Annotated in this window: 20 protein-coding genes; 10 read left to right on the plus strand and 10 right to left on the minus strand. The window is 63.1% G+C overall.

Features of this window, described 5'->3' with window-relative positions:
- Positions 1–187: 187 nt before the first annotated feature.
- A complete protein-coding gene (locus tag R1T40_RS12815; RefSeq protein WP_106161673.1) occupies positions 188–1,363 on the plus strand; it encodes an acetyl-CoA C-acetyltransferase in 1,176 nt (391 codons plus the stop codon).
- A 231-nt stretch (positions 1,364–1,594) separates the two neighbouring features.
- Positions 1,595–2,317 carry an acetoacetyl-CoA reductase gene (phbB, locus tag R1T40_RS12820; RefSeq protein ID WP_106161671.1) on the plus strand — a complete coding sequence of 241 codons (723 nt, stop codon included), beginning with the start codon at positions 1,595–1,597 and terminating at the stop codon, positions 2,315–2,317.
- A 97-nt stretch (positions 2,318–2,414) separates the two neighbouring features.
- On the opposite strand, the gene R1T40_RS12825 is transcribed toward phbB, so the two are convergent.
- Positions 2,415–2,564 carry a hypothetical protein gene (locus R1T40_RS12825; RefSeq protein ID WP_317384398.1) on the minus strand — a complete coding sequence of 50 codons (150 nt, stop codon included), beginning with the start codon at positions 2,562–2,564 and terminating at the stop codon, positions 2,415–2,417.
- A 112-nt stretch (positions 2,565–2,676) separates the two neighbouring features.
- Between R1T40_RS12825 and R1T40_RS12830 the strand changes: the two genes are divergently transcribed.
- Together R1T40_RS12830 and yddG are read left to right on the plus strand one after the other, a co-directional pair.
- The gene (locus R1T40_RS12830; RefSeq protein WP_317384399.1) at positions 2,677–3,615 is read left to right on the plus strand and encodes a transcriptional regulator GcvA; all 939 of its coding nucleotides are present in this window, start codon (positions 2,677–2,679) and stop codon (positions 3,613–3,615) included.
- 6 nt (positions 3,616–3,621) lie between these two features.
- A complete protein-coding gene (gene yddG / locus R1T40_RS12835) occupies positions 3,622–4,518 on the plus strand; it encodes an aromatic amino acid exporter YddG (RefSeq protein ID WP_317384400.1) in 897 nt (298 codons plus the stop codon).
- 172 nt (positions 4,519–4,690) lie between these two features.
- On the opposite strand, the gene R1T40_RS12840 is transcribed toward yddG, so the two are convergent.
- From R1T40_RS12840 to R1T40_RS12850, 3 genes are all read right to left on the minus strand, one after another.
- Positions 4,691–4,858 carry a YdcH family protein gene (locus tag R1T40_RS12840; RefSeq protein ID WP_106161665.1) on the minus strand — a complete coding sequence of 56 codons (168 nt, stop codon included), beginning with the start codon at positions 4,856–4,858 and terminating at the stop codon, positions 4,691–4,693.
- Positions 4,859–5,092: 234 nt separating this feature from the next.
- A complete protein-coding gene (locus tag R1T40_RS12845) occupies positions 5,093–5,893 on the minus strand; it encodes a tRNA1(Val) (adenine(37)-N6)-methyltransferase (RefSeq protein WP_394804990.1) in 801 nt (266 codons plus the stop codon).
- Positions 5,865–6,086 (minus strand): putative signal transducing protein, encoded by a 222-nt coding sequence (locus R1T40_RS12850; RefSeq protein ID WP_106161661.1) that lies wholly within the window; start codon positions 6,084–6,086, stop codon positions 5,865–5,867. The genes R1T40_RS12845 and R1T40_RS12850 overlap by 29 nt, the downstream gene beginning before the upstream one ends.
- A gap of 56 nt (positions 6,087–6,142) precedes the next feature.
- On the opposite strand from R1T40_RS12850, the gene R1T40_RS12855 reads away from it, so the two are divergent.
- Entirely contained in the window at positions 6,143–7,141 is a 999-nt protein-coding gene (locus tag R1T40_RS12855; RefSeq protein ID WP_106161659.1) for a polyprenyl synthetase family protein, read from the plus strand.
- A 61-nt stretch (positions 7,142–7,202) separates the two neighbouring features.
- Here R1T40_RS12855 and R1T40_RS12860 read toward each other — a convergent pair whose 3' ends face one another.
- The 4 genes from R1T40_RS12860 to soxR all read right to left on the minus strand — a co-directional run bounded on the left by R1T40_RS12860 (position 7,203) and on the right by soxR (position 12,197).
- Positions 7,203–8,027, minus strand: coding sequence for a 4-(cytidine 5'-diphospho)-2-C-methyl-D-erythritol kinase (locus R1T40_RS12860; RefSeq protein ID WP_317384402.1), 825 nt, complete (start codon positions 8,025–8,027; stop codon positions 7,203–7,205).
- Complete coding sequence (locus R1T40_RS12865; RefSeq protein WP_317384403.1) at positions 8,014–9,732, minus strand: tetratricopeptide repeat protein; 1,719 nt, start codon at positions 9,730–9,732, stop codon at positions 8,014–8,016. Before R1T40_RS12865 ends, R1T40_RS12860 begins: the two co-directional genes overlap by 14 nt.
- Before the next feature lie 124 nt (positions 9,733–9,856).
- Positions 9,857–11,506 carry an electron transfer flavoprotein-ubiquinone oxidoreductase gene (locus R1T40_RS12870; RefSeq protein ID WP_317384404.1) on the minus strand — a complete coding sequence of 550 codons (1,650 nt, stop codon included), beginning with the start codon at positions 11,504–11,506 and terminating at the stop codon, positions 9,857–9,859.
- 235 nt (positions 11,507–11,741) lie between these two features.
- A complete protein-coding gene (gene soxR / locus R1T40_RS12875) occupies positions 11,742–12,197 on the minus strand; it encodes a redox-sensitive transcriptional activator SoxR (RefSeq protein WP_106161652.1) in 456 nt (151 codons plus the stop codon).
- A gap of 155 nt (positions 12,198–12,352) precedes the next feature.
- Between soxR and R1T40_RS12880 the strand changes: the two genes are divergently transcribed.
- The 5 genes from R1T40_RS12880 (at position 12,353) to R1T40_RS12900 (ending at position 15,145) form a co-directional block, all read left to right on the plus strand.
- Positions 12,353–12,733 (plus strand): VOC family protein, encoded by a 381-nt coding sequence (locus R1T40_RS12880; protein WP_317384405.1) that lies wholly within the window; start codon positions 12,353–12,355, stop codon positions 12,731–12,733.
- Positions 12,711–12,866, plus strand: a complete 156-nt coding sequence (locus R1T40_RS12885; RefSeq protein ID WP_317384406.1) for a hypothetical protein — start codon at positions 12,711–12,713, stop codon at positions 12,864–12,866. The genes R1T40_RS12880 and R1T40_RS12885 overlap by 23 nt, the downstream gene beginning before the upstream one ends.
- A gap of 179 nt (positions 12,867–13,045) precedes the next feature.
- Positions 13,046–13,516: a transcription elongation factor GreA gene (gene greA / locus R1T40_RS12890; RefSeq protein ID WP_106161650.1), complete on the plus strand. Its 471-nt coding sequence runs from the start codon at positions 13,046–13,048 to the stop codon at positions 13,514–13,516.
- Between the two features lie 40 nt (positions 13,517–13,556).
- Positions 13,557–14,588 (plus strand): hypothetical protein, encoded by a 1,032-nt coding sequence (locus R1T40_RS12895; RefSeq protein ID WP_106161648.1) that lies wholly within the window; start codon positions 13,557–13,559, stop codon positions 14,586–14,588.
- Between the two features lie 41 nt (positions 14,589–14,629).
- Positions 14,630–15,145 (plus strand): GNAT family N-acetyltransferase, encoded by a 516-nt coding sequence (locus R1T40_RS12900; protein WP_317384407.1) that lies wholly within the window; start codon positions 14,630–14,632, stop codon positions 15,143–15,145.
- Between the two features lie 258 nt (positions 15,146–15,403).
- Here R1T40_RS12900 and R1T40_RS12905 read toward each other — a convergent pair whose 3' ends face one another.
- A complete protein-coding gene (locus R1T40_RS12905) occupies positions 15,404–16,663 on the minus strand; it encodes a molybdenum cofactor synthesis domain-containing protein (RefSeq protein ID WP_317384408.1) in 1,260 nt (419 codons plus the stop codon).
- Positions 16,660–17,460, minus strand: a complete 801-nt coding sequence (locus R1T40_RS12910) for a molybdopterin guanine dinucleotide synthesis (RefSeq protein ID WP_317384409.1) — start codon at positions 17,458–17,460, stop codon at positions 16,660–16,662. Before R1T40_RS12910 ends, R1T40_RS12905 begins: the two co-directional genes overlap by 4 nt.
- Positions 17,461–17,463 lie beyond the last annotated feature (3 nt).

Raw genomic sequence — 17,463 nt, forward strand, 5'->3', positions numbered from 1 at the left:
ATCACAGCCCATGCCGTGCAACGCCGCCTTTTTGCGCGGGTGTTACGCTGCCGCACTCGGAACAGTTGCTGCAGGTGCACGGTTGGGCTATTCCATGGCGGAAGGGAGGAGACGTCGCACAAGCCGGGTGACGCTTAAGCACCCCACCGCGTCGGCGTTTCCGCAGAACATGCAGAGGACTGACCGAATGACCAACGTAGTAATCGCATCCGCCGCGCGCACCGCCGTCGGCAGCTTTGGCGGCGCGTTCGCCAACACGCCCGCCCATGACCTGGGCGCCGCCGTGCTGGAGGCCGTGGTGGCCCGCGCCGGCATCGACAAATCCGAGGTCTCGGAAACCATCCTCGGCCAGGTGCTGACCGCCGCTCAGGGGCAGAACCCTGCCCGCCAAGCCCATATCAACGCTGGCCTGCCGCAGGAAAGCGCCGCCTGGAGCATCAACCAGGTCTGCGGCTCCGGCCTGCGCGCCGTCGCACTCGGGGCCCAGCACATCCAGCTTGGTGATGCGTCAATCGTCGCCGCAGGTGGTCAGGAAAACATGACCCTCAGCCCCCATGCCGCCAACCTGCGCGCCGGTCACAAGATGGGCGACATGCAGTATATCGACACGATGATCCGCGACGGCTTGTGGGATGCGTTCAACGGCTACCACATGGGCCAGACCGCCGAGAACGTCGCCGCAAAATGGCAGATCTCCCGCGATATGCAGGATGAATTCGCCGTCGCCTCGCAGAACAAGGCCGAGGCGGCGCAGAAGGCGGGCAAATTCGCCGATGAGATCGCCGCCTTTGTCGTCAAGCACCGCAAGGGCGACATCACCGTGGATCAGGACGAATACATCCGCCACGGCGCCACCATGGCCGCAATGCAGAAACTGCGCCCCGCCTTCACCAAGGACGGCTCGGTGACCGCAGCCAACGCCTCCGGCCTCAACGACGGTGCCGCCGCCACCCTGCTGATGAGCGCTGATGAGGCCGAAAAGCGTGGCATCGAGCCACTGGCCCGCATCGCTTCTTATGCCACTGCTGGTCTGGACCCGTCGATCATGGGTGTGGGGCCGATCTACGCGTCCCGCAAAGCGCTGGATAAAGCTGGCTGGTCCGTGGATGATCTGGATCTGGTCGAGGCTAACGAGGCCTTCGCGGCGCAGGCCTGTGCGGTCAACAAGGACATGGGCTGGAACCCCGAGATCGTCAATGTGAACGGCGGCGCCATCGCCATCGGCCACCCGATCGGCGCATCCGGGTGTCGCGTACTGAACACGCTGCTGTTCGAGATGAAGCGCCGCGGCGCCAAGAAGGGTCTTGCCACGCTCTGCATCGGTGGCGGCATGGGCGTCGCTATGTGTGTTGAACGGCCCTGAACCCGGGACAACGCAGATTAAGTGACTAGAATATCAGCAAGACTTGGGGCGCTTTCGGGCGCCCTTTTCTTTTTCGTTCTCACGTTACAATCTCCGGTTTAGTGTTACCTCATCGGCCAGCGTGCGGCATCAGGATGGTGCAGCACGTTGGTGATGAAATTTTATTGCTACGCAATCACCTCGCGTGCAATAAGATTACAAGTGAAGTAAAGAAGTTGGAGGAACTCTCATATGGCTCGTATTGCCCTTGTTACCGGCGGATCACGCGGTATCGGCGCCGCAATTTCCAAAGCGCTCAAGGCACAGGGCTGCAATGTTGCCGCGACCTATGCCGGCAATGACGCAGCGGCTGCGCAGTTCACCGAAGAAACCGGAATCAAGACCTACAAGTGGAACGTGGCCAGCTATGAGGAGAGTAAGGCCGGGATTCAGCAGGTCGAGGCCGATCTTGGCCCCATCGATATCGTGGTCGCCAACGCAGGCATCACGCGCGACGCACCGTTTCACAAGATGCAGCCCGAGCAATGGCAGCAAGTGATCGACACCAACCTGACCGGGGTATTCAACACCGTACACCCCGTTTGGCCGGGGATGCGAGAGCGCGGCTTTGGCCGGGTGATCGTGATCTCATCCATCAACGGTCAGAAGGGCCAGTTCGCACAGGTGAACTATGCCGCGACCAAGGCCGGGGACCTCGGCATCGTGAAATCGCTGGCACAGGAAGGTGCGGCCAAGGGCATCACCGCCAATGCAGTCTGCCCGGGCTATATCGCCACCGAAATGGTGATGGCGGTGCCGGAAAAGGTGCGCGACGCGATCATCGGCCAGATCCCCACCGGGCGTCTGGGTGAGCCCGAAGAAATCGCCCGCTGCGTGGGCTTCCTCGCCTCGGACGAGGCATCGTTCATCAACGGCTCCACCATCTCGGCGAACGGCGGTCAGTTCTTCTCCTGACGGCTGATTTCGACGACATCAGGTACAGCAAGGGCCGGCTCATCTCGAGCCGGCCCTTATCTCATCCCGTAAGTGCCTGCATTGAGCTCGCGCGCGCTCAGGCCCAGCGGGAAACCCGGATGCCCGGGGCCGAAGTCCGGCGGCGAGCAAAGATCCATGAGATCGCGTCGCGCAGGACCTGCGCACGCGCTTCGTGAGCCCGGGCCATGCCCTGTTTCACTTCGGTTGTCGCAGCATATTCAATCATCCTGGCCACCTTTCGGTTTAGCGTCTCTGTTGTGACATCAATATGCGCATTTGTAGCATTGACGACAAACGAGAGTTTTGAGACCTTCAATTAAATTATTCTTGAGTGATACATGTCCAGCAACCTGCCCCCACTCACCGCTTTGCGCGCCTTTGATGCTGCGGCGCGACATATGTCCTTTGCCAAGGCTGCGGACGAACTGAATGTCACACCGGCCGCCCTGTCGTTTCAGATCAAGTCGCTGGAAGAGCACTTGGGGGCGCCTTTGTTTCGCCGCCTGAACCGCGCGGTGGAGCTAACGGAGGCCGGAACCGCATTGGCGCCGGGCGCGGATGAGGGGTTTCGGGCATTGGCCGCAGCCTGGCAGCAGGCCCGGCGTGTGCTGGACACCACCTCGCTCACGGTGACGGCGGGGCCTGCGTTGACGGCAAAATGGCTGGCACCGCGGCTCTATGAATTTGCCCGAAGCCATCCGGAGATCGACCTGCGCCTGTCAGCCGGCCTGCGCAGGGTCGACCTGCGGCGTGACAGTGTCGATGTCGCAATTCGATTCGGCTATGGCGATGACGAAGGGCTGGTCTCGCAGGAGGCCCGCGCCGAATGGCTGACGCCGGTGATGACGCCAGAGCTTTTTGCGCAATACCCCACCCCGGACAGCCTGCGCAACGCGCCGCTGATTTACGATGACAGCATCAGTTTTCTCACCCCGCCCTGCGATTGGCCGACGTGGTTCCGCGCCGTTGGATGGGAGTTCACCCCCGGCCCCGGCACGCATTTTTCCAACGCTGATCATGCCATTGATGCGGCCTGCGCCGGTCTGGGCGTGGCGCTGGGACGACGCCCGATGATCATCAAGGACGTACAGGAAGGTCGCCTCGTGGCGCCCTTCAAGGTCGCCATCGAAACCGATGCGCGTTTCCGTTTCCTGTGTTTGCCAAGCACCAAGGACCGCCCACAGATCAAAGCCTTTCGCGAATGGTTCTTTGCAGAAATTGAGAAAACTGCGCATATGTGGGACGATTTCGACATCATCCCCGCCAAGGATCTCTGACTTAAAATGTCCCGCACTCGCGCCACCACCATCGGCTTTGTCGCCGTCCTGCTCTGGGCGCTTCTGGCGCTGTTGACTGTGGGGTCCAGCCCGACGCCACCGCTGCTGCTGAACACGATCTGTTTCACCATTGGCGGTATTATCGGGTTGATCTGGGTGCAAGTGACCGGCAGCTGGGCGCAGCTGTGCCGGGTGCCACTGCGGGTCTATGCCTTTGGCTCCATCGGGGTGTTCGGGTACCACGCGCTTTACTTCTCTGCCCTGCGCGCGGCACCGGCTGCGGAGGCCGGTCTGATCGCCTATCTCTGGCCGCTGCTGATCGTGCTGTTTTCCGGCCTCCTTCCGGGTGAGCGGTTGCGCCTGGGGCATTCTGTCGGCGCGCTATTGGGGTTTGCCGGGGCGGCCTGCATCATCACGGGCGGCGGCGTCGGCTTTCAAGCGCAACACCTGCCAGGCTACGGCCTCGCCTTGCTTTGTGCGGTGTTTTGGTCGAGCTATTCTGTCGGCTCTCGCTTGCTGGGCAGCGCCCCGACCGCATCTGTCGCGGTGTTCTGCCTTCTGAGCGCGGTCGCCTCCGGACTGCTGCACCTGCTGGTGGAAGATACCGTCTGGCCCATTGGCGCGCTTGGCTGGACCTCTGCTTTGTTGCTCGGCCTCGGACCCGTCGGCCTGGCGTTTTATGTCTGGGACATCGGGGTCAAGCAGGGGGACATTCAAATGTTGGGGACCAGCTCCTACGCGGCGCCTCTTTTGTCGACCTTGATTCTGGTCGCTGCAGGGATCGCGGCCCCCTCATGGGGGTTGGCACTGGCAACAGCGCTGATCACCGGCGGTGCATTGCTGGCCGCACGCGCATCGGGCACCGCGCGCGTGAAACCATCGATAAATCGCACATTACGGTAGGCCGGCAGCAGTTTCCAACTTTTGAAATAAATAAAGGCCCTGCGGATTGCAGGGCCTTGGCTGTCTCGGGGTCAAATTTTGCCCCTGGATCGCGTTAAACCACGGAGGGCTTACGGGACTTGGCGCCGGGGACGGTGCTGGACGTGCAGTCGCCCCCGCGCCGCTCTTGCCATCAGGCGTGATGGAGGCGTTCGATCTCATCCTTCAGGCGCAGCTTCTCCTTTTTAAGGGATTTGATGTGCATTCGGTCGGTGGCCGGGGATTTCTCTGCTCGTTCTACTTCAAAGCTCAGATGCTCGTGCTTCTTCTTCAGTTGGTTGAGATGCGAGCTGAGGCTCATGTCATTCCTCCTTCTACAAAGCTTGAGTAATCTACATGGGGATTGGAGCATGCTTCTTTCAACCTGTCACGCTGCAGGCGCACAATTCGGCATGGTTCTTTTGGACAATTTGTAACTTTTGGCTAGTTCCCGCCTATACTGGCGGGCGATTAGGCAGGTCCTGTCCGAATTCTCACATGCCGACCACAACACCAGCGCAAATTGTCACGACCACCTTGTTCCACGGCCACCGTATCAGCTGCCGGGCCAAGGCAGCTCCGCTGCGGAGCGTAGAATCGCACGCACCGGCGCACTGTAATCCTCGCCGTCCCGTTCATGCGCCGCACCCTCATGCAGGATCAGCGGGGGATGCAGGCAGAAGTCACCTCGTCCGCCCTTGCGGGCCCGCAGGATCACCAACTCAGCCGCGCGCCCGACACGCGGGGCCAAGGGCAAGACCTCGAGGGAGCCAAGCCGCCCGCGCGCGGCCGCGATCATGTCGGGCAGACGATCTGCCCGCTGAATCATATGCAGGTACCCTCGGGGGGCCAGCCGCCGCGCTGCCGTCTCGAACCAGAGATCCAGCGGCGTGCCTTCGCCAAGTGCCGTGCGCCGACCTGCATCCTGGGCGGGGCTATGAGCCCCGGCGCGATAATAGGGCGGATTGGCAATCACATGGTCAAAGCTCTGCTGGCGCAGTTCTGCCGGAAGCGCAGTCAGATCGGCGGTCCAGATGCGGGCTGACGCCGCGTTGGCGGCGGCATTTCGACGCGCAAGATCCGCATAAGGCGCCTGCAGCTCCACCCCGCTGAGCGCCAGATCGGGCACCCGCGCGCCCAGACACAGCAGCGCCTGACCAGCGCCACAGCCAAGCTCCAGAACCCGCTGCCCAGCCCGGGCATTGACCGCGGCGGCCAGAAACACCGGGTCCACCCCCGCGCGATACCCGGATCGGGGTTGTAAAAGCGTGATTTTTCCGCCGAGAAAACCGTCCGCGCTCAGCTCCGCGTCGGTAAACCCAACCGCATCAGCCACGGTCGGACACCGGCAGATCATTGTCGCGCATCACCACCTGCGCATCCTCCAGGTCATCGGGATGCACCAACAGGCGGCGGGGGAAAATTCCTATGCCACCCTCGAGCACGCTCATATTTACGTCCATTTCAAAGCAGTCTATACCCTCTCCGTCGAGAAGAGCGGAGGCAAAGGCGATGACCGTAGGGTCTGTGCTGCGCAAAAGTTCCTTCATATCATGGATCTAAGGGCAAGACCGGGGTCTTGTCGAGCCTATCAGTCGGGAATGTGATGAACCAGGTGATGACGCAGAAACCCCATGAAATGCTGGCTGCCACCCTCGCCGAGGAGCTGGACGCCGTGAACCTGCTGATCCGCGAGCGGATGGCGTCGAAACATGCGCCCCGCATTCCCGAGGTGACCGCGCATCTGGTCGAGGCAGGCGGCAAGCGTCTGCGCCCGATGCTGACGTTGGCGGCGGCGCGGATGTGTGGCTACGAGGGCGATCACCATCTGAAACTGGCAGCAACGGTCGAGTTTATTCATACCGCGACGCTGCTGCATGATGATGTGGTCGACGAGAGCGCGCAGCGCCGGGGGCGGCCCACCGCCAACCTGCTGTGGGACAACAAAAGCTCGGTCCTGGTTGGGGATTACCTCTTTGCCCGCAGCTTCCAGCTGATGGTGGATACCGGATCGTTGCGGGTGCTGGATATCCTCGCCAATGCCTCGGCCACGATTGCCGAGGGCGAAGTGCTGCAGATGACGGCGGCCACCGACCTGGGCACCACCGAAGACATCTATCTGCAGGTGGTGCGTGGGAAGACGGCGGCGCTGTTCTCCGCCGCGACCGAAGTGGGCGGTGTCATCGCAGGCGCGCCCGAGCCGCAGGTGCAGGCGCTGTTCGACTATGGTGACGCGCTGGGTATCGCCTTCCAGATTGCCGATGATCTGCTGGATTATCAGGGTGATGCGGCAAAAACCGGCAAGAATGTCGGCGATGATTTCCGCGAGCGCAAGCTGACCTTGCCGGTGATCAAGGCGATCGCGCAGGCTACGGATGAGGAGCGCGCCTTCTGGGAGCGCACCATCGCCAAGGGGCGCCAGCAGGACGGCGATCTGGAACACGCGCTGGAGCTGATGGCGAAATACGCCACGCTGGAGGCCACTCGCGTGGATGCCGTCGCCTGGGCCGAAAAGGCAAAGACCGCACTGACAGCCCTGCCAGAGCACCCGATCCGCACGATGCTGATTGATCTGGCCGATTACGTGGTGTCGCGGCTGCATTGATCCGAGAGGCCGATCAGCCAGACATCCCCGCGCTCTGTGCGGCAGGGGATGTCGTTGGAAACTATCCGAGCTCCGTGGCCACGCACCACCAGTCGGGGTGCTCTGCGCCGATCTCATAGGCAGCGAAATGCGCGGCCTTCAGGCTTGGGTAGAGCGCGAAACAGGTCGCGCCAGAGCCCGACATCCGCGCCATCAACGCATCGCGCGAGCTGCGCAAATCCCCTAGCGCCCGCTCAATCAGCGGGGCGACGGTGAGGGCGGCAGGCTCCAGATCGTTGCGCTGCGCCGCCAACCATTCGGCGCAATCCTCGACACCGTCGAACAGCGGCATATCGGCGGGCATGGCGGTATTTTCACGTTCTTCCAGCGCCGAGAACACAGCGCCTGTCGGCACCTCGACACCAGGATTGACCAACAATGCTGGCAACTTCGGCAGGGACACGGGGATGATCTCCTCCCCGATGCCTTGCATGCGCGCAGCACGTGCTGCCATGCACACAGGCACATCCGCGCCCAAAGACAGCAGCAAGTCTGCCGGCACAGGCACCCCCTGCCCCTGTAGTGCGGTCAGCAGCGCCGCGGCATCGGATGAGCCACCGCCAATGCCGGCCCCATGCGGCAGGTTCTTCTCCAGATCAATCTGGCCGCGCCAACCCGCCCCTTCAGCCGCACGCCAGACCAGATTGCGCCCGTCTTCGGGCACGCCCCTGGCGAACAGTCCGGTGACAGACAGCGATAAATCCGCGCCGGAGGTCAGCCGCAACCGGTCGCCGACATTGGCAAATGCCACGAGACTGTCGAGCAGATGATACCCGTCCGCGCGGCGACCGGTCACATGCAGGGTCAGGTTGATCTTGGCCGGGGCAAAGACCTCAGCTGTCGTCATTGGCGACCTGCAGGGGCTGCGCCCCCTCTTCGGCCAGCACCACGTCCAGACCGACATCCAGCTTGCGCCGGATGCGCTCTGGATCGGCCTCGGCATCCGCGTCATCGGGGTCGACGAAGGACAGCGCGCGCTTCCACTGAAACTCTGCCTCCAGCTTGCGCCCAACGGCCCAATAGACATCGCCCAAATGGTCATTCACCACAGGGTCCACCGGCATCAGCTCCACCGCGCGCTCCAGGTGACCAACTGCCGCCTCATAGTCGCCAAGCCGGTAAAGCACCCACCCGAGACTGTCGACGATGTAGCCGCTATCTGGACGTGCGGCGACGGCGCGTTCGATCATCGACAGCGCCTCGTCGAGATTCTCCTGCCGCTCCACCAGCGAATAGCCGAGGTAATTGAGCACCTGCGGCTGGTCCGGGTCGATCTCCAGCGCGGCGCGGAAGTCGGCTTCTGCCGCATCCCAATTCTTGAGACGTTCGTGGCAGATGGCGCGCGCATAGAGCAGGAACCAGCGATTGTTCGCCCCCTCCGGGCTAAGCTCCAGCGCACGATCATATGCTTTGACTGCACCGGCATAATCTTCCTGCTGGCGCATCAGATCGCCGAGGTCGATATGCACCGCGATGTGCTGCGGAAAGTCGCGCACCAGCTGCTCCAGCACTTCGGCCGCGGCCTGCGGGTTGGCGGACCGGCGCAGGGCCTCGGCGCGGCCCAGTTCGGCGGCATGGAAATCGGGGTGATCACGCGGCACCTGTTTGTAGGTGGCAATCGACAGCTCGTAGCGTCCCATCTGATCCAGCAGACCGGCGCTGAGCAGAATGGCGTCCACATGCGCCGGGCTAAGGGTCGCGGCCATCCGCGCATACATCAGCACGTAGTCATTGGCCGCCTCGCCCGACAGGGCCTGACCGAGGCTGAAGAAGACCTCCGCCATACCATCGCGCGGCGTCGGGGCGATGGAGAACGCTGCAGTCTCTCCGGCAGCCAGTCGGTCGGCCAGATCGCTCAGCGCCGGATCGAACCCTTCGCCGAAACTCTCGACGAGCACCTCCAATGCCTGTTCGCTGCGCCCCAGCTGCGACAGCACCTGCACGCGCGCGATCGCGGCCCGGCGGGATGACCGGCCCAGTTGGCCCTCGTTGGCGGCAAAGAGCTCTTCCGCACCCTCGTAATCGCCGACGGAGGCCAGCGCCAAGGCCTTGTGATACATGGCAAAGAAGCGCAGCCCATCTTGCTGTGCGACCGCGTCGAACTGCTCCAGCGCCTGCGAGACCGCCCCCTGGCCCATATAGGCCCATGCGTCCAGCAGCCCATCGACCAGCGGGCTGATTTCAAATTGTTCGGAATCGCGGGCCAGTAGCCCATCGTAGTCGTCCTGCAGGGCGAGATTGCCCGCCATGACGATATTGGCCACCTGGCTGCGCACGCCTGCGCCCCACATCCGCTGCGCCACCGGCAGTGCGGATTTCACATCCCCCAGCGCCAATTGTGCGTAGACGAGGTTTTCCATCAGCGTGACGTTCTGCGGATCGCGGACCAGCGCACGGGTGTAATATTTGGCCGAAGCGGCAAAGTCGCTATCGTAAGTCGCCGCCCGCCCGGCCAGATAGGACCCAGCCAGCCCGTCCGCCACGGCCATCGGGCCCGTGGTCAGAAGAAGCGCTGCTGCGCAGGTCAGGGAACGAAGATAGGATACTGGCACGAAGGGGCCTCCCCAGCATGATCACAAGAAAACTGGAGGCGAGCGTAGACCCCGGATTCTCAATGCGCAATGGGGCGACCCGCAGGCCGCCCCATCAAAACGATCATCATGGCAAATCTGCCCGTCACATATTCGGGTAGTTCGGCCCGTCGCCACCCTGTGGCGTGGTCCAGTTGATGTTCTGGCTCGGGTCCTTGATGTCGCAGGTCTTGCAGTGGACACAGTTCTGGAAGTTGATCACGAACTCTGCCTTGCCGTCCTTTTCGACCACTTCATAGACACCCGCCGGGCAGTAGCGCTGCGCCGGTTCGTCGTATTTGGGCAGGTTCACGGAGATCGGCGTGTCCTTGTTGCCCAGATGCAGGTGGCAGGGCTGGCTTTCTTCGTGATTGGTCGCCGCGAAGGACACGTTGGTCAGCCGGTCAAAGGACAACACGCCATCCGGTTTCGGGTAGTCGATGGTCTTGTGCTTCTCGGCCGGTTCCGTCGCCTCGGCATCGTTTTTGCCATGACCCAGGGTGCCAAAGAGAGACAGGCCAAAGAGGTTGTTGGTCCACATGTCGAAGCCACCCAGCGCCAGCGACGCGGTGAGGCCCCATTTGGACCACATCGGCTTGACATTGCGAACCATCTTCAGGTCCTTGCCGATGGGGCCATCGCGCACGTCGTCCTCGTAGCCGGTCAGCTCGTCCGAGGCGCGGCCCGCCTGGATCGCCGCATAGGCGGACTCCGCAGCCGCCTTACCCGAGAGCATGGCGTTGTGATTGCCCTTGATGCGCGGCACGTTGACCATGCCAGCAGCACAGCCCAACAGCGCGCCGCCCGGGAAGGTCAGCTTCGGCATCGACTGATAGCCGCCCTCGGTGATGGCGCGGGCACCATAGGCCACGCGCTTGCCGCCCTTCAGCAGCTCCGCCACCATCGGGTGATGCTTGAAGCGCTGGAACTCCATATAGGGGTAGAGATGCGGGTTCTTGTAGTTGAGGTGCACCACGAAGCCCACATAGACCTGATTGTTATCAAGGTGATAGATGAAGGACCCGCCGCCCGCGTTGGAATTCAGCGGCCAACCCATGGTGTGGGTGACGGAGCCTTCCTTGTGCTTGGCGGGATCGATCTCCCAGATTTCCTTCATGCCGAGGCCGTATTTCTGCACTTCCTTGCCATCAGCCAGACCGTATTTGGCGATCACTTCCTTGGAGAGCGACCCGCGCACGCCCTCGGACAGGAAGACGTATTTGCCGTGCAGCTCCATGCCTGGCTCGGTGTTGGGACCGTAAGAGCCGTCTTCCTCAAGGCCAAAGACCCCGGCAACGACGCCTTTGACTTCGCCCTTGTCGCCATAAACCAGTTCAGAGCAGGCCATGCCGGGGAAGATCTCGACGCCCAGCTCCTCGGCCTGTTCCGCCATCCAGCGGCAGACATTGCCCATGGAGACGATGTAGTTGCCGTGGTTGTTCATCAACGGCGGCATCGGCGCGTTGGGGATGCGGATCTGGCCCGCTTCGCCCAGCATGTAGAAATTGTCGTCCTTGACGGCGACATTGAGTGGCGCGCCCTTTTCCTTCCAGTCGGGCATCAGCGCGTCCAGACCGCAGGGGTCCAGAACCGCGCCGGACAGGATATGCGCGCCGACCTCGGATCCCTTCTCCAGCACCACGACGTCCAGATCGGCGTCGAGTTGCTTTAGACGGATCGCGGCCGACAGACCGGCGGGACCGGCCCCGACGATCACAACGTCGTATTCCATTGCTTCGCGTTCAATCTCGGCCATTCGAGGTGCTCCTTGGCTATCGTACGGACCCGCGCGTCTGGTCCTTGGCTGGTGGGCGCATGCGGCATGCGCTGGCGGTTGGGCGCAACATTCTTGCGCGGTTGCTTAGCGGTTGCAGCATGGAGAGGTCAATCCATACCCTACGTAGGATCCCTGAAAGACCCGGAAATGCGACATAGGGCGCGCCGGATTTCGTCACCCGAAGCGCAAATAACGGCGTTAATCGACAGGAGTGTCAAGTTTCGGGTCGATCCCCCATCAGATAACGCGGTCCCTGCCCGTTTTTTGCGGCCTTATCCTCCGCATTATAGAGCGCGCAGGTGGGCAGCGACAGGCAACCGCAGCCGATGCAACCATCCAGATCATCGCGCAGTTTCTCAAGGGTTGCGATTCGCGCGTCCAGATGGGTGCGGAACCCGGCCGACAGACGCGACCAGTCGTCCTTGGTGGGGGTGCGCTTGTTGGGCAGGCTCTGCAGCTGCTCGCGGATCTCCGGCAGGGTGAAGCCGAATTTCTGTGCGATCATGATGAAGCTCAGCCGCCTTATGTCGGCGCGGTGGAACCGGCGCTGGCCGCCGGCATTGCGCCAGGGTTCCAGCAGGCCCTGCGCCTCGTAGTAGCGGATCGCCGAGACCGCGAGGCCGGTGCGCTCCGCCAGATATCCGATCGACAGTCCATGTGATGCGGGCATATGTGCCTCCTGTCTTGTCGCGTCGTGTCGCCCTCGCCGCACAGCGAAGCCCAAGCGGAAAAAATTGCGCGTCGGTCAAAAAAGCCTCTTGAGCTAAAGTTAGGTTTAGAAATTACCAAGGTCACGGGCAAGCAAAATCGAAAGGAACCACAGCCATGACCGCAACGCTCGAACACGCGAATCTCTGTGTAAGTGATCCGCACAAGACCGCCGCATGGATGGAGAAAATCTTCGGATGGCATATCCGCTGGCAGGGCCCGGCACTGAACGGCGGCTACACCGTGCATGTGGGATCAAAGTCCAGCTACCTCGCGCTTTACTCCCCGGCCGAAGAGCTGGCGGAAGCCCCGAAACCGTATTCCACCAAGGGCGCATTGAACCATCTGGCCGTGATCGTCGATGATCTTGATGCCGCAGAGGTCGCCGTAAAGGAGGCTGGATATGCGCCCATGAACCACGGCGACTACGAACCGGGACGGCGGTTCTACTTTCACGACGAGGAGGGGGTGGAATATGAGCTCGTTCAATATGATTGATCTGCTGTTTCTGGCCGCCCAGGGTCCACGCGGGCTGCGTGATTTCGGCCTTGGTCGACGCCATCGTACAAATCACCCGCGTCAGCCCAGCCTGTCCGCCCCGCTGCCCTTGCGCGCGGCATGGCTGCGTTAAACACCCGCAACAGCCAGCAAAACCCTGCACAAGGATTGCAGCCCCCCTTGCAATTGCGTCCGCGATTGGGTCAGGTATTTGCCAACACGACGGTTCGCCCCGCTGCTCCTTGCGGCGGGGCGGCGGCGTTCATAAGACATGAAACAATAAAAGAACGAACCACGAAAGCGGACAAGACCATGGAAAAGATCCCGATGACGCCTGCGGGCTTTCAGGCCCTCGAAACGGAGCTGAAAACCCTCAAGAGCGTGGAACGCCCCGCTATCATCCAAGCCATTGCCGAAGCTCGTGAACTTGGGGATCTGTCGGAAAACGCCGAATATCACTCCGCGCGCGAAAAGCAGTCCTTTATCGAGGGCCGCATCAAGGAACTTGAAGGCGTGCTGTCGCTCGCCGATGTCATCAACCCGGCCAAGCTGTCCGGCGCGATCAAATTCGGCGCAAGCGTCACCTTGGTCGATGAAGATACCGACGAGGAAAAGACCTGGCAGATCGTCGGCGAGCATGAAGCCAACATTGAGGCCGGCCTGCTGAACGTGAAGTCCCCCATCGCGCGCGCCTTGATCGGCAAGGAAGAAGGCGACAGTGTGGATGTGCGCACGCCCGGCGGAGTGCGGTCCTACGAGATCCTCAAGATCGACTACGCCTGAGACAACGCCAGGCATTCCAAAGCAACAGAGCGGGCAGACAATGACCAGCGACGTCAGTCAAAAGGACCAGCCGGCCGCCAACGGGCAGTCCGGTTTGGCATTGCCGGAACTGGAAAGCAGCCCGCGCATGTCGCTGGGTCTGGCCGAAGTTGTTGCGATGGCGCTTGGCGTATTGTGGCTGCTGGTGGTCGGGGCCGTCTACCTCATGGCCCCGGAGATGGCTCTCGCGACCGAGTGGAATGCGCCACTGGTGCGCATTCTGGCGGTGATGTTGCCGGTGCTGATGCTGCTGGTGGCCGCCATTGCCCTGCGCTCTGCCCGGAGCATGCGTGAGGAGACCGAGCGTCTGCACGGGGCGATCTCAAGTCTGCGCCACATGTATCTGGCACACACGCAGGCCGCGGCGGTCGTGACAGAACCCTCGGTCACCAAAAAGCTGGACGAGATCGCAGAAACTGCACGCAAGACGGAAACGGTGCTGGCCACCTTTCAGTCCACCCGTGGCGCGCCGACGCGCTTGGCCATCCCGTCAAAGGCGATGGAAGCCGTGACGGAACAGGGCTCGCTCGAATTGGGCACCTCGGCCGAAGACCTGTCGCCGCCGCTCTCGAATGAGCACTTTGTGCGCGCCCTCAACTTCCCGGAATCGGCGGAGGACGAAGAAGGGTTTGTGTCGCTGCGTCTGGCGCTGAAGGACCGGAATACCGCACAGGTGATCCGCGCGGCCCAGGACGTGCTGACGCTGCTGAGCCAGGAGGGCATCTATATGGATGACCTGCGCCCGGACCGGGCCCGTCCCGATATCTGGCGCCAGTTCGCCAATGGCGCCCGTGGTCGCGCGGTCGCCGCCCTTGGGGGCGTGCGTGATCGCTCCTCGCTGGCGCTTTCGTCGGCGCGGATGAAGCAGGATCCATTGTTTCGCGACAGTGCCCATCACTTCCTGCGCTGCTTCGACCAGATGTTCACCCGTTTCGAGGCCGAGGCCACGGATGCGGAAATCTCCGCCCTGAGCGACACCCGCACCGCCCGCGCCTTCATGCTGCTGGGCCGGGTGGCGGGCACCTTCGACTGAACCGGGCCGTGGCTGGGGGTTTCCCTTCAGAGGCATGCGCCGTGACGGAGCCCAGCCTGCGCCGGGCCAAGGCATCGGATGCCTCCAGCCTCGCGGCCCTGTCGCTCGAGGTCTGGATCGGCACCTACCTGCGTCAGGGCATCTCGGCCTATTTTGCCGACCATGTGCTGGCGGACTTTACGGCTGCACGCATGCTGGACCGGATCAAGGACGAGCGCCAGACGCTGATCGTGTCGCAGAACCGGGATGGCATCGACGGCTATATCCGTCTTTTGCGGGACAGTCCTGATCCGGTGGCGGGAGATCACCAGACCGAGGTCGCCTCGCTCTACGTCCAGCCGCGCCACCACGGCAGAGGTCTTGGCCGTGCGTTGCTTCACGCCGGCATGGAGGCTGCACGAGAGGACGGCGCTTCCACCCTCTGGCTGAGCACCAACTCCGAGAACACCCCGGCGATCGCCTTCTATCTGGCGCAGGGGTTCAGCCGGATCGGGACAAGTGATTTCCGCATCGACGATCAAGCCTATCAGAACGACGTGTTTGCCCGCGGCTTGTGACCCCACCGTGGAGGGCACTCGGACCCCGGATAGGGGGAGGGCTCCCTCCCGTCGGACCTGCATTGAAAATGCCGTCCCTCCCGTTGGGCCGCGCGCCCTTCGGGCGCGTGAAACACCTCCGGACAGGTGATCGATAACCTCGCCTGTCTCGCCACCCACAGCGCGCCTGCAAGGCGTGCTGCCGGGCCCAAACGGGGGTGGTGGCATCTGTGATGCCGCCGCGCTCGGCGGGAGCCTCCCCGCCCCAGCGGCCAAGCCTCAGCCCATGCCAAAGCTTGCGTATGGGATGAACCGCACCGGGTCACCCGGTGCAATCTCTGCCGCACCGTCGGGCAATTCCACCAGCCCCTCGGCCCAGCTGAGGCCTGAAATGCGGCCGGAGCCCTCGGACTTGAACACCTCTGCCTGCCCGTCCCGCATCCGCGCCCGCAGATACTCACGCCGCCCCGGCTTCTTGCGCTTGGCAAATCCGGCAGGCACGTCAAAGCCCTGCGGCGCAGCCCAGCCCGCACCTGCCATCAGCCCCATCGCCGGGCGAGCAAAGACCAGCGTGCAGACCAGCGCCGCTACCGGGTTGCCCGGCAGGCCGAAGACCGGCGTGCCATCCCACATGCCAAGTGCCAGCGGACGGCCCGGTTTCAGCGCAATACGCCATTCTTGCATCGCGCCTGCATCCCGCAACAGGGTCGAAACATGATCCTCATCCCCCGCCGAGGCACCGCCACTGGTCAGGATGACATCCGCTCGCAACGCCGCATCATCCAGCGCCGAGCGCAGGGTCTCGCGGTCATCGGCGATGCGGCCCATGTCTACGGCCTCAAACCCGAACTGCCGCATCAGTGCCAGCAGCATCGGTCGGTTGGCGTCATAGATCTGACCCAGTCCCGCTTGCTGCCCCGGCTCGACCAGCTCATCTCCGGTGGACACCACGGCCACGCGCAAGGGTTTGCGCACCACAAGCTGTGACAGCCCGGTGGCCGAGGCCAGCGCCAGATCCGCCGGTGTCACCACCCGGCCCATGGGTAGGATCACATCGCCCGCCGCCACGTCTTCGCCGGCCTTGCGCGTATTGGCACCCTGTTTGAGCGGCCCGTTAAAGGCGATCTGCTCCCCATCCGTGCGCACATCTTCCTCGAGGATCACAGTGTCGACCCCCTCGGGCAAGGCCGCGCCGGTCAGGATGCGGATCGCCTGGCCCTCTGGCACCACACCATCGAACGGCACCCCCGCCGCCGCGCGTCCCGCGATCAACGGCAGCATATGTGCGCCTTCGGCTCGCTCACCGGCAAACCCGTAGCCATCCACCGCCGTATTCGGCTGCGGCGGGTTGGAGCGCAGCGCCACCGCGTCTTCTGCCAGCACCCGCCCCAGCGCCTCGGCCAAGGCCACGCGCTCTGCCCCGGTCACCGGACCCAGCCGGTCGCGCAACAACGCCAGCGCGTCATCGACCGGCGTCCAATCCACCCCCTGCGGCAGGGCGAAGCAGTCGTTGCTGAGAGGGGGCGGGGTTAGGGTCATCGGTCAGGCTCCACGCCGAGAATCCAGCCCTCTTCCAATGCGATAGGGGCGGTCACGGTCAATATCTGCCTCAGGTCTGCCACAGGGCGGGAGGCGAGGTCCAGTGCGACGCGGTGCACTTGCCAGGCATCCTTGATCCAGCCCTCCGGTGCCGGTCCTGCCAGCAACGTCGGCCAGATCTCCAACAGCGCCACCGGTGCGTCCAGCGGCTCGAACGGCCAGGCCGCCATATGGGGCGCAAACCGCGCGCGGAGGCGATGCAGCACCGGCAGCCCCATCATCACCTGCCCGCCGACGGAGCCCGCACCGGACATCTGCCAGCAGGTAAAACTGCCCTTGGCGCGATGTTCCACCTGCCGACGATCAGGAAAAGGGTTATGATAGAAGGTCTTGCGACGCGGCAACCCGGTTATGTCGCGCTTCAGCCCGTTCCCCCAGAATGGCCCGTTGCCGCCCCAGCGTTCATTCAGCATGCCTGCAATATCAAAGCGATTGTTGCCGGTTGGCGCATCCTCGACACGCTCTGCAAACCAGCGCCACAGGGCGAGCGGCTCCGGCCTGCCGGTCAACTCCTCCGCAAAGCCCGCTGGATACCCGAAGGGAAAATCAAACCCCAGCGCCAGCCTGCGCCCGGCGGTCAGCTCACCCTCGATCAGCGTCGCCAGCCAGTCCTCTGCCCGGGCGCGATTGCGCAGATAGATCGGATCCTCAGCCACCCCCTGTCGCACCACACAGGCCCAGATCGCATCCTTGCGCGGGCGGGCGCCGGTGTCATTGCCGCCGGACCAGTCCACCATGGC

Origin of the sequence: Tritonibacter scottomollicae, from assembly GCF_032924845.1 — a bacterium.
GTDB classification, from domain to species: Bacteria; Pseudomonadota; Alphaproteobacteria; order Rhodobacterales; family Rhodobacteraceae; genus Epibacterium; species Epibacterium scottomollicae.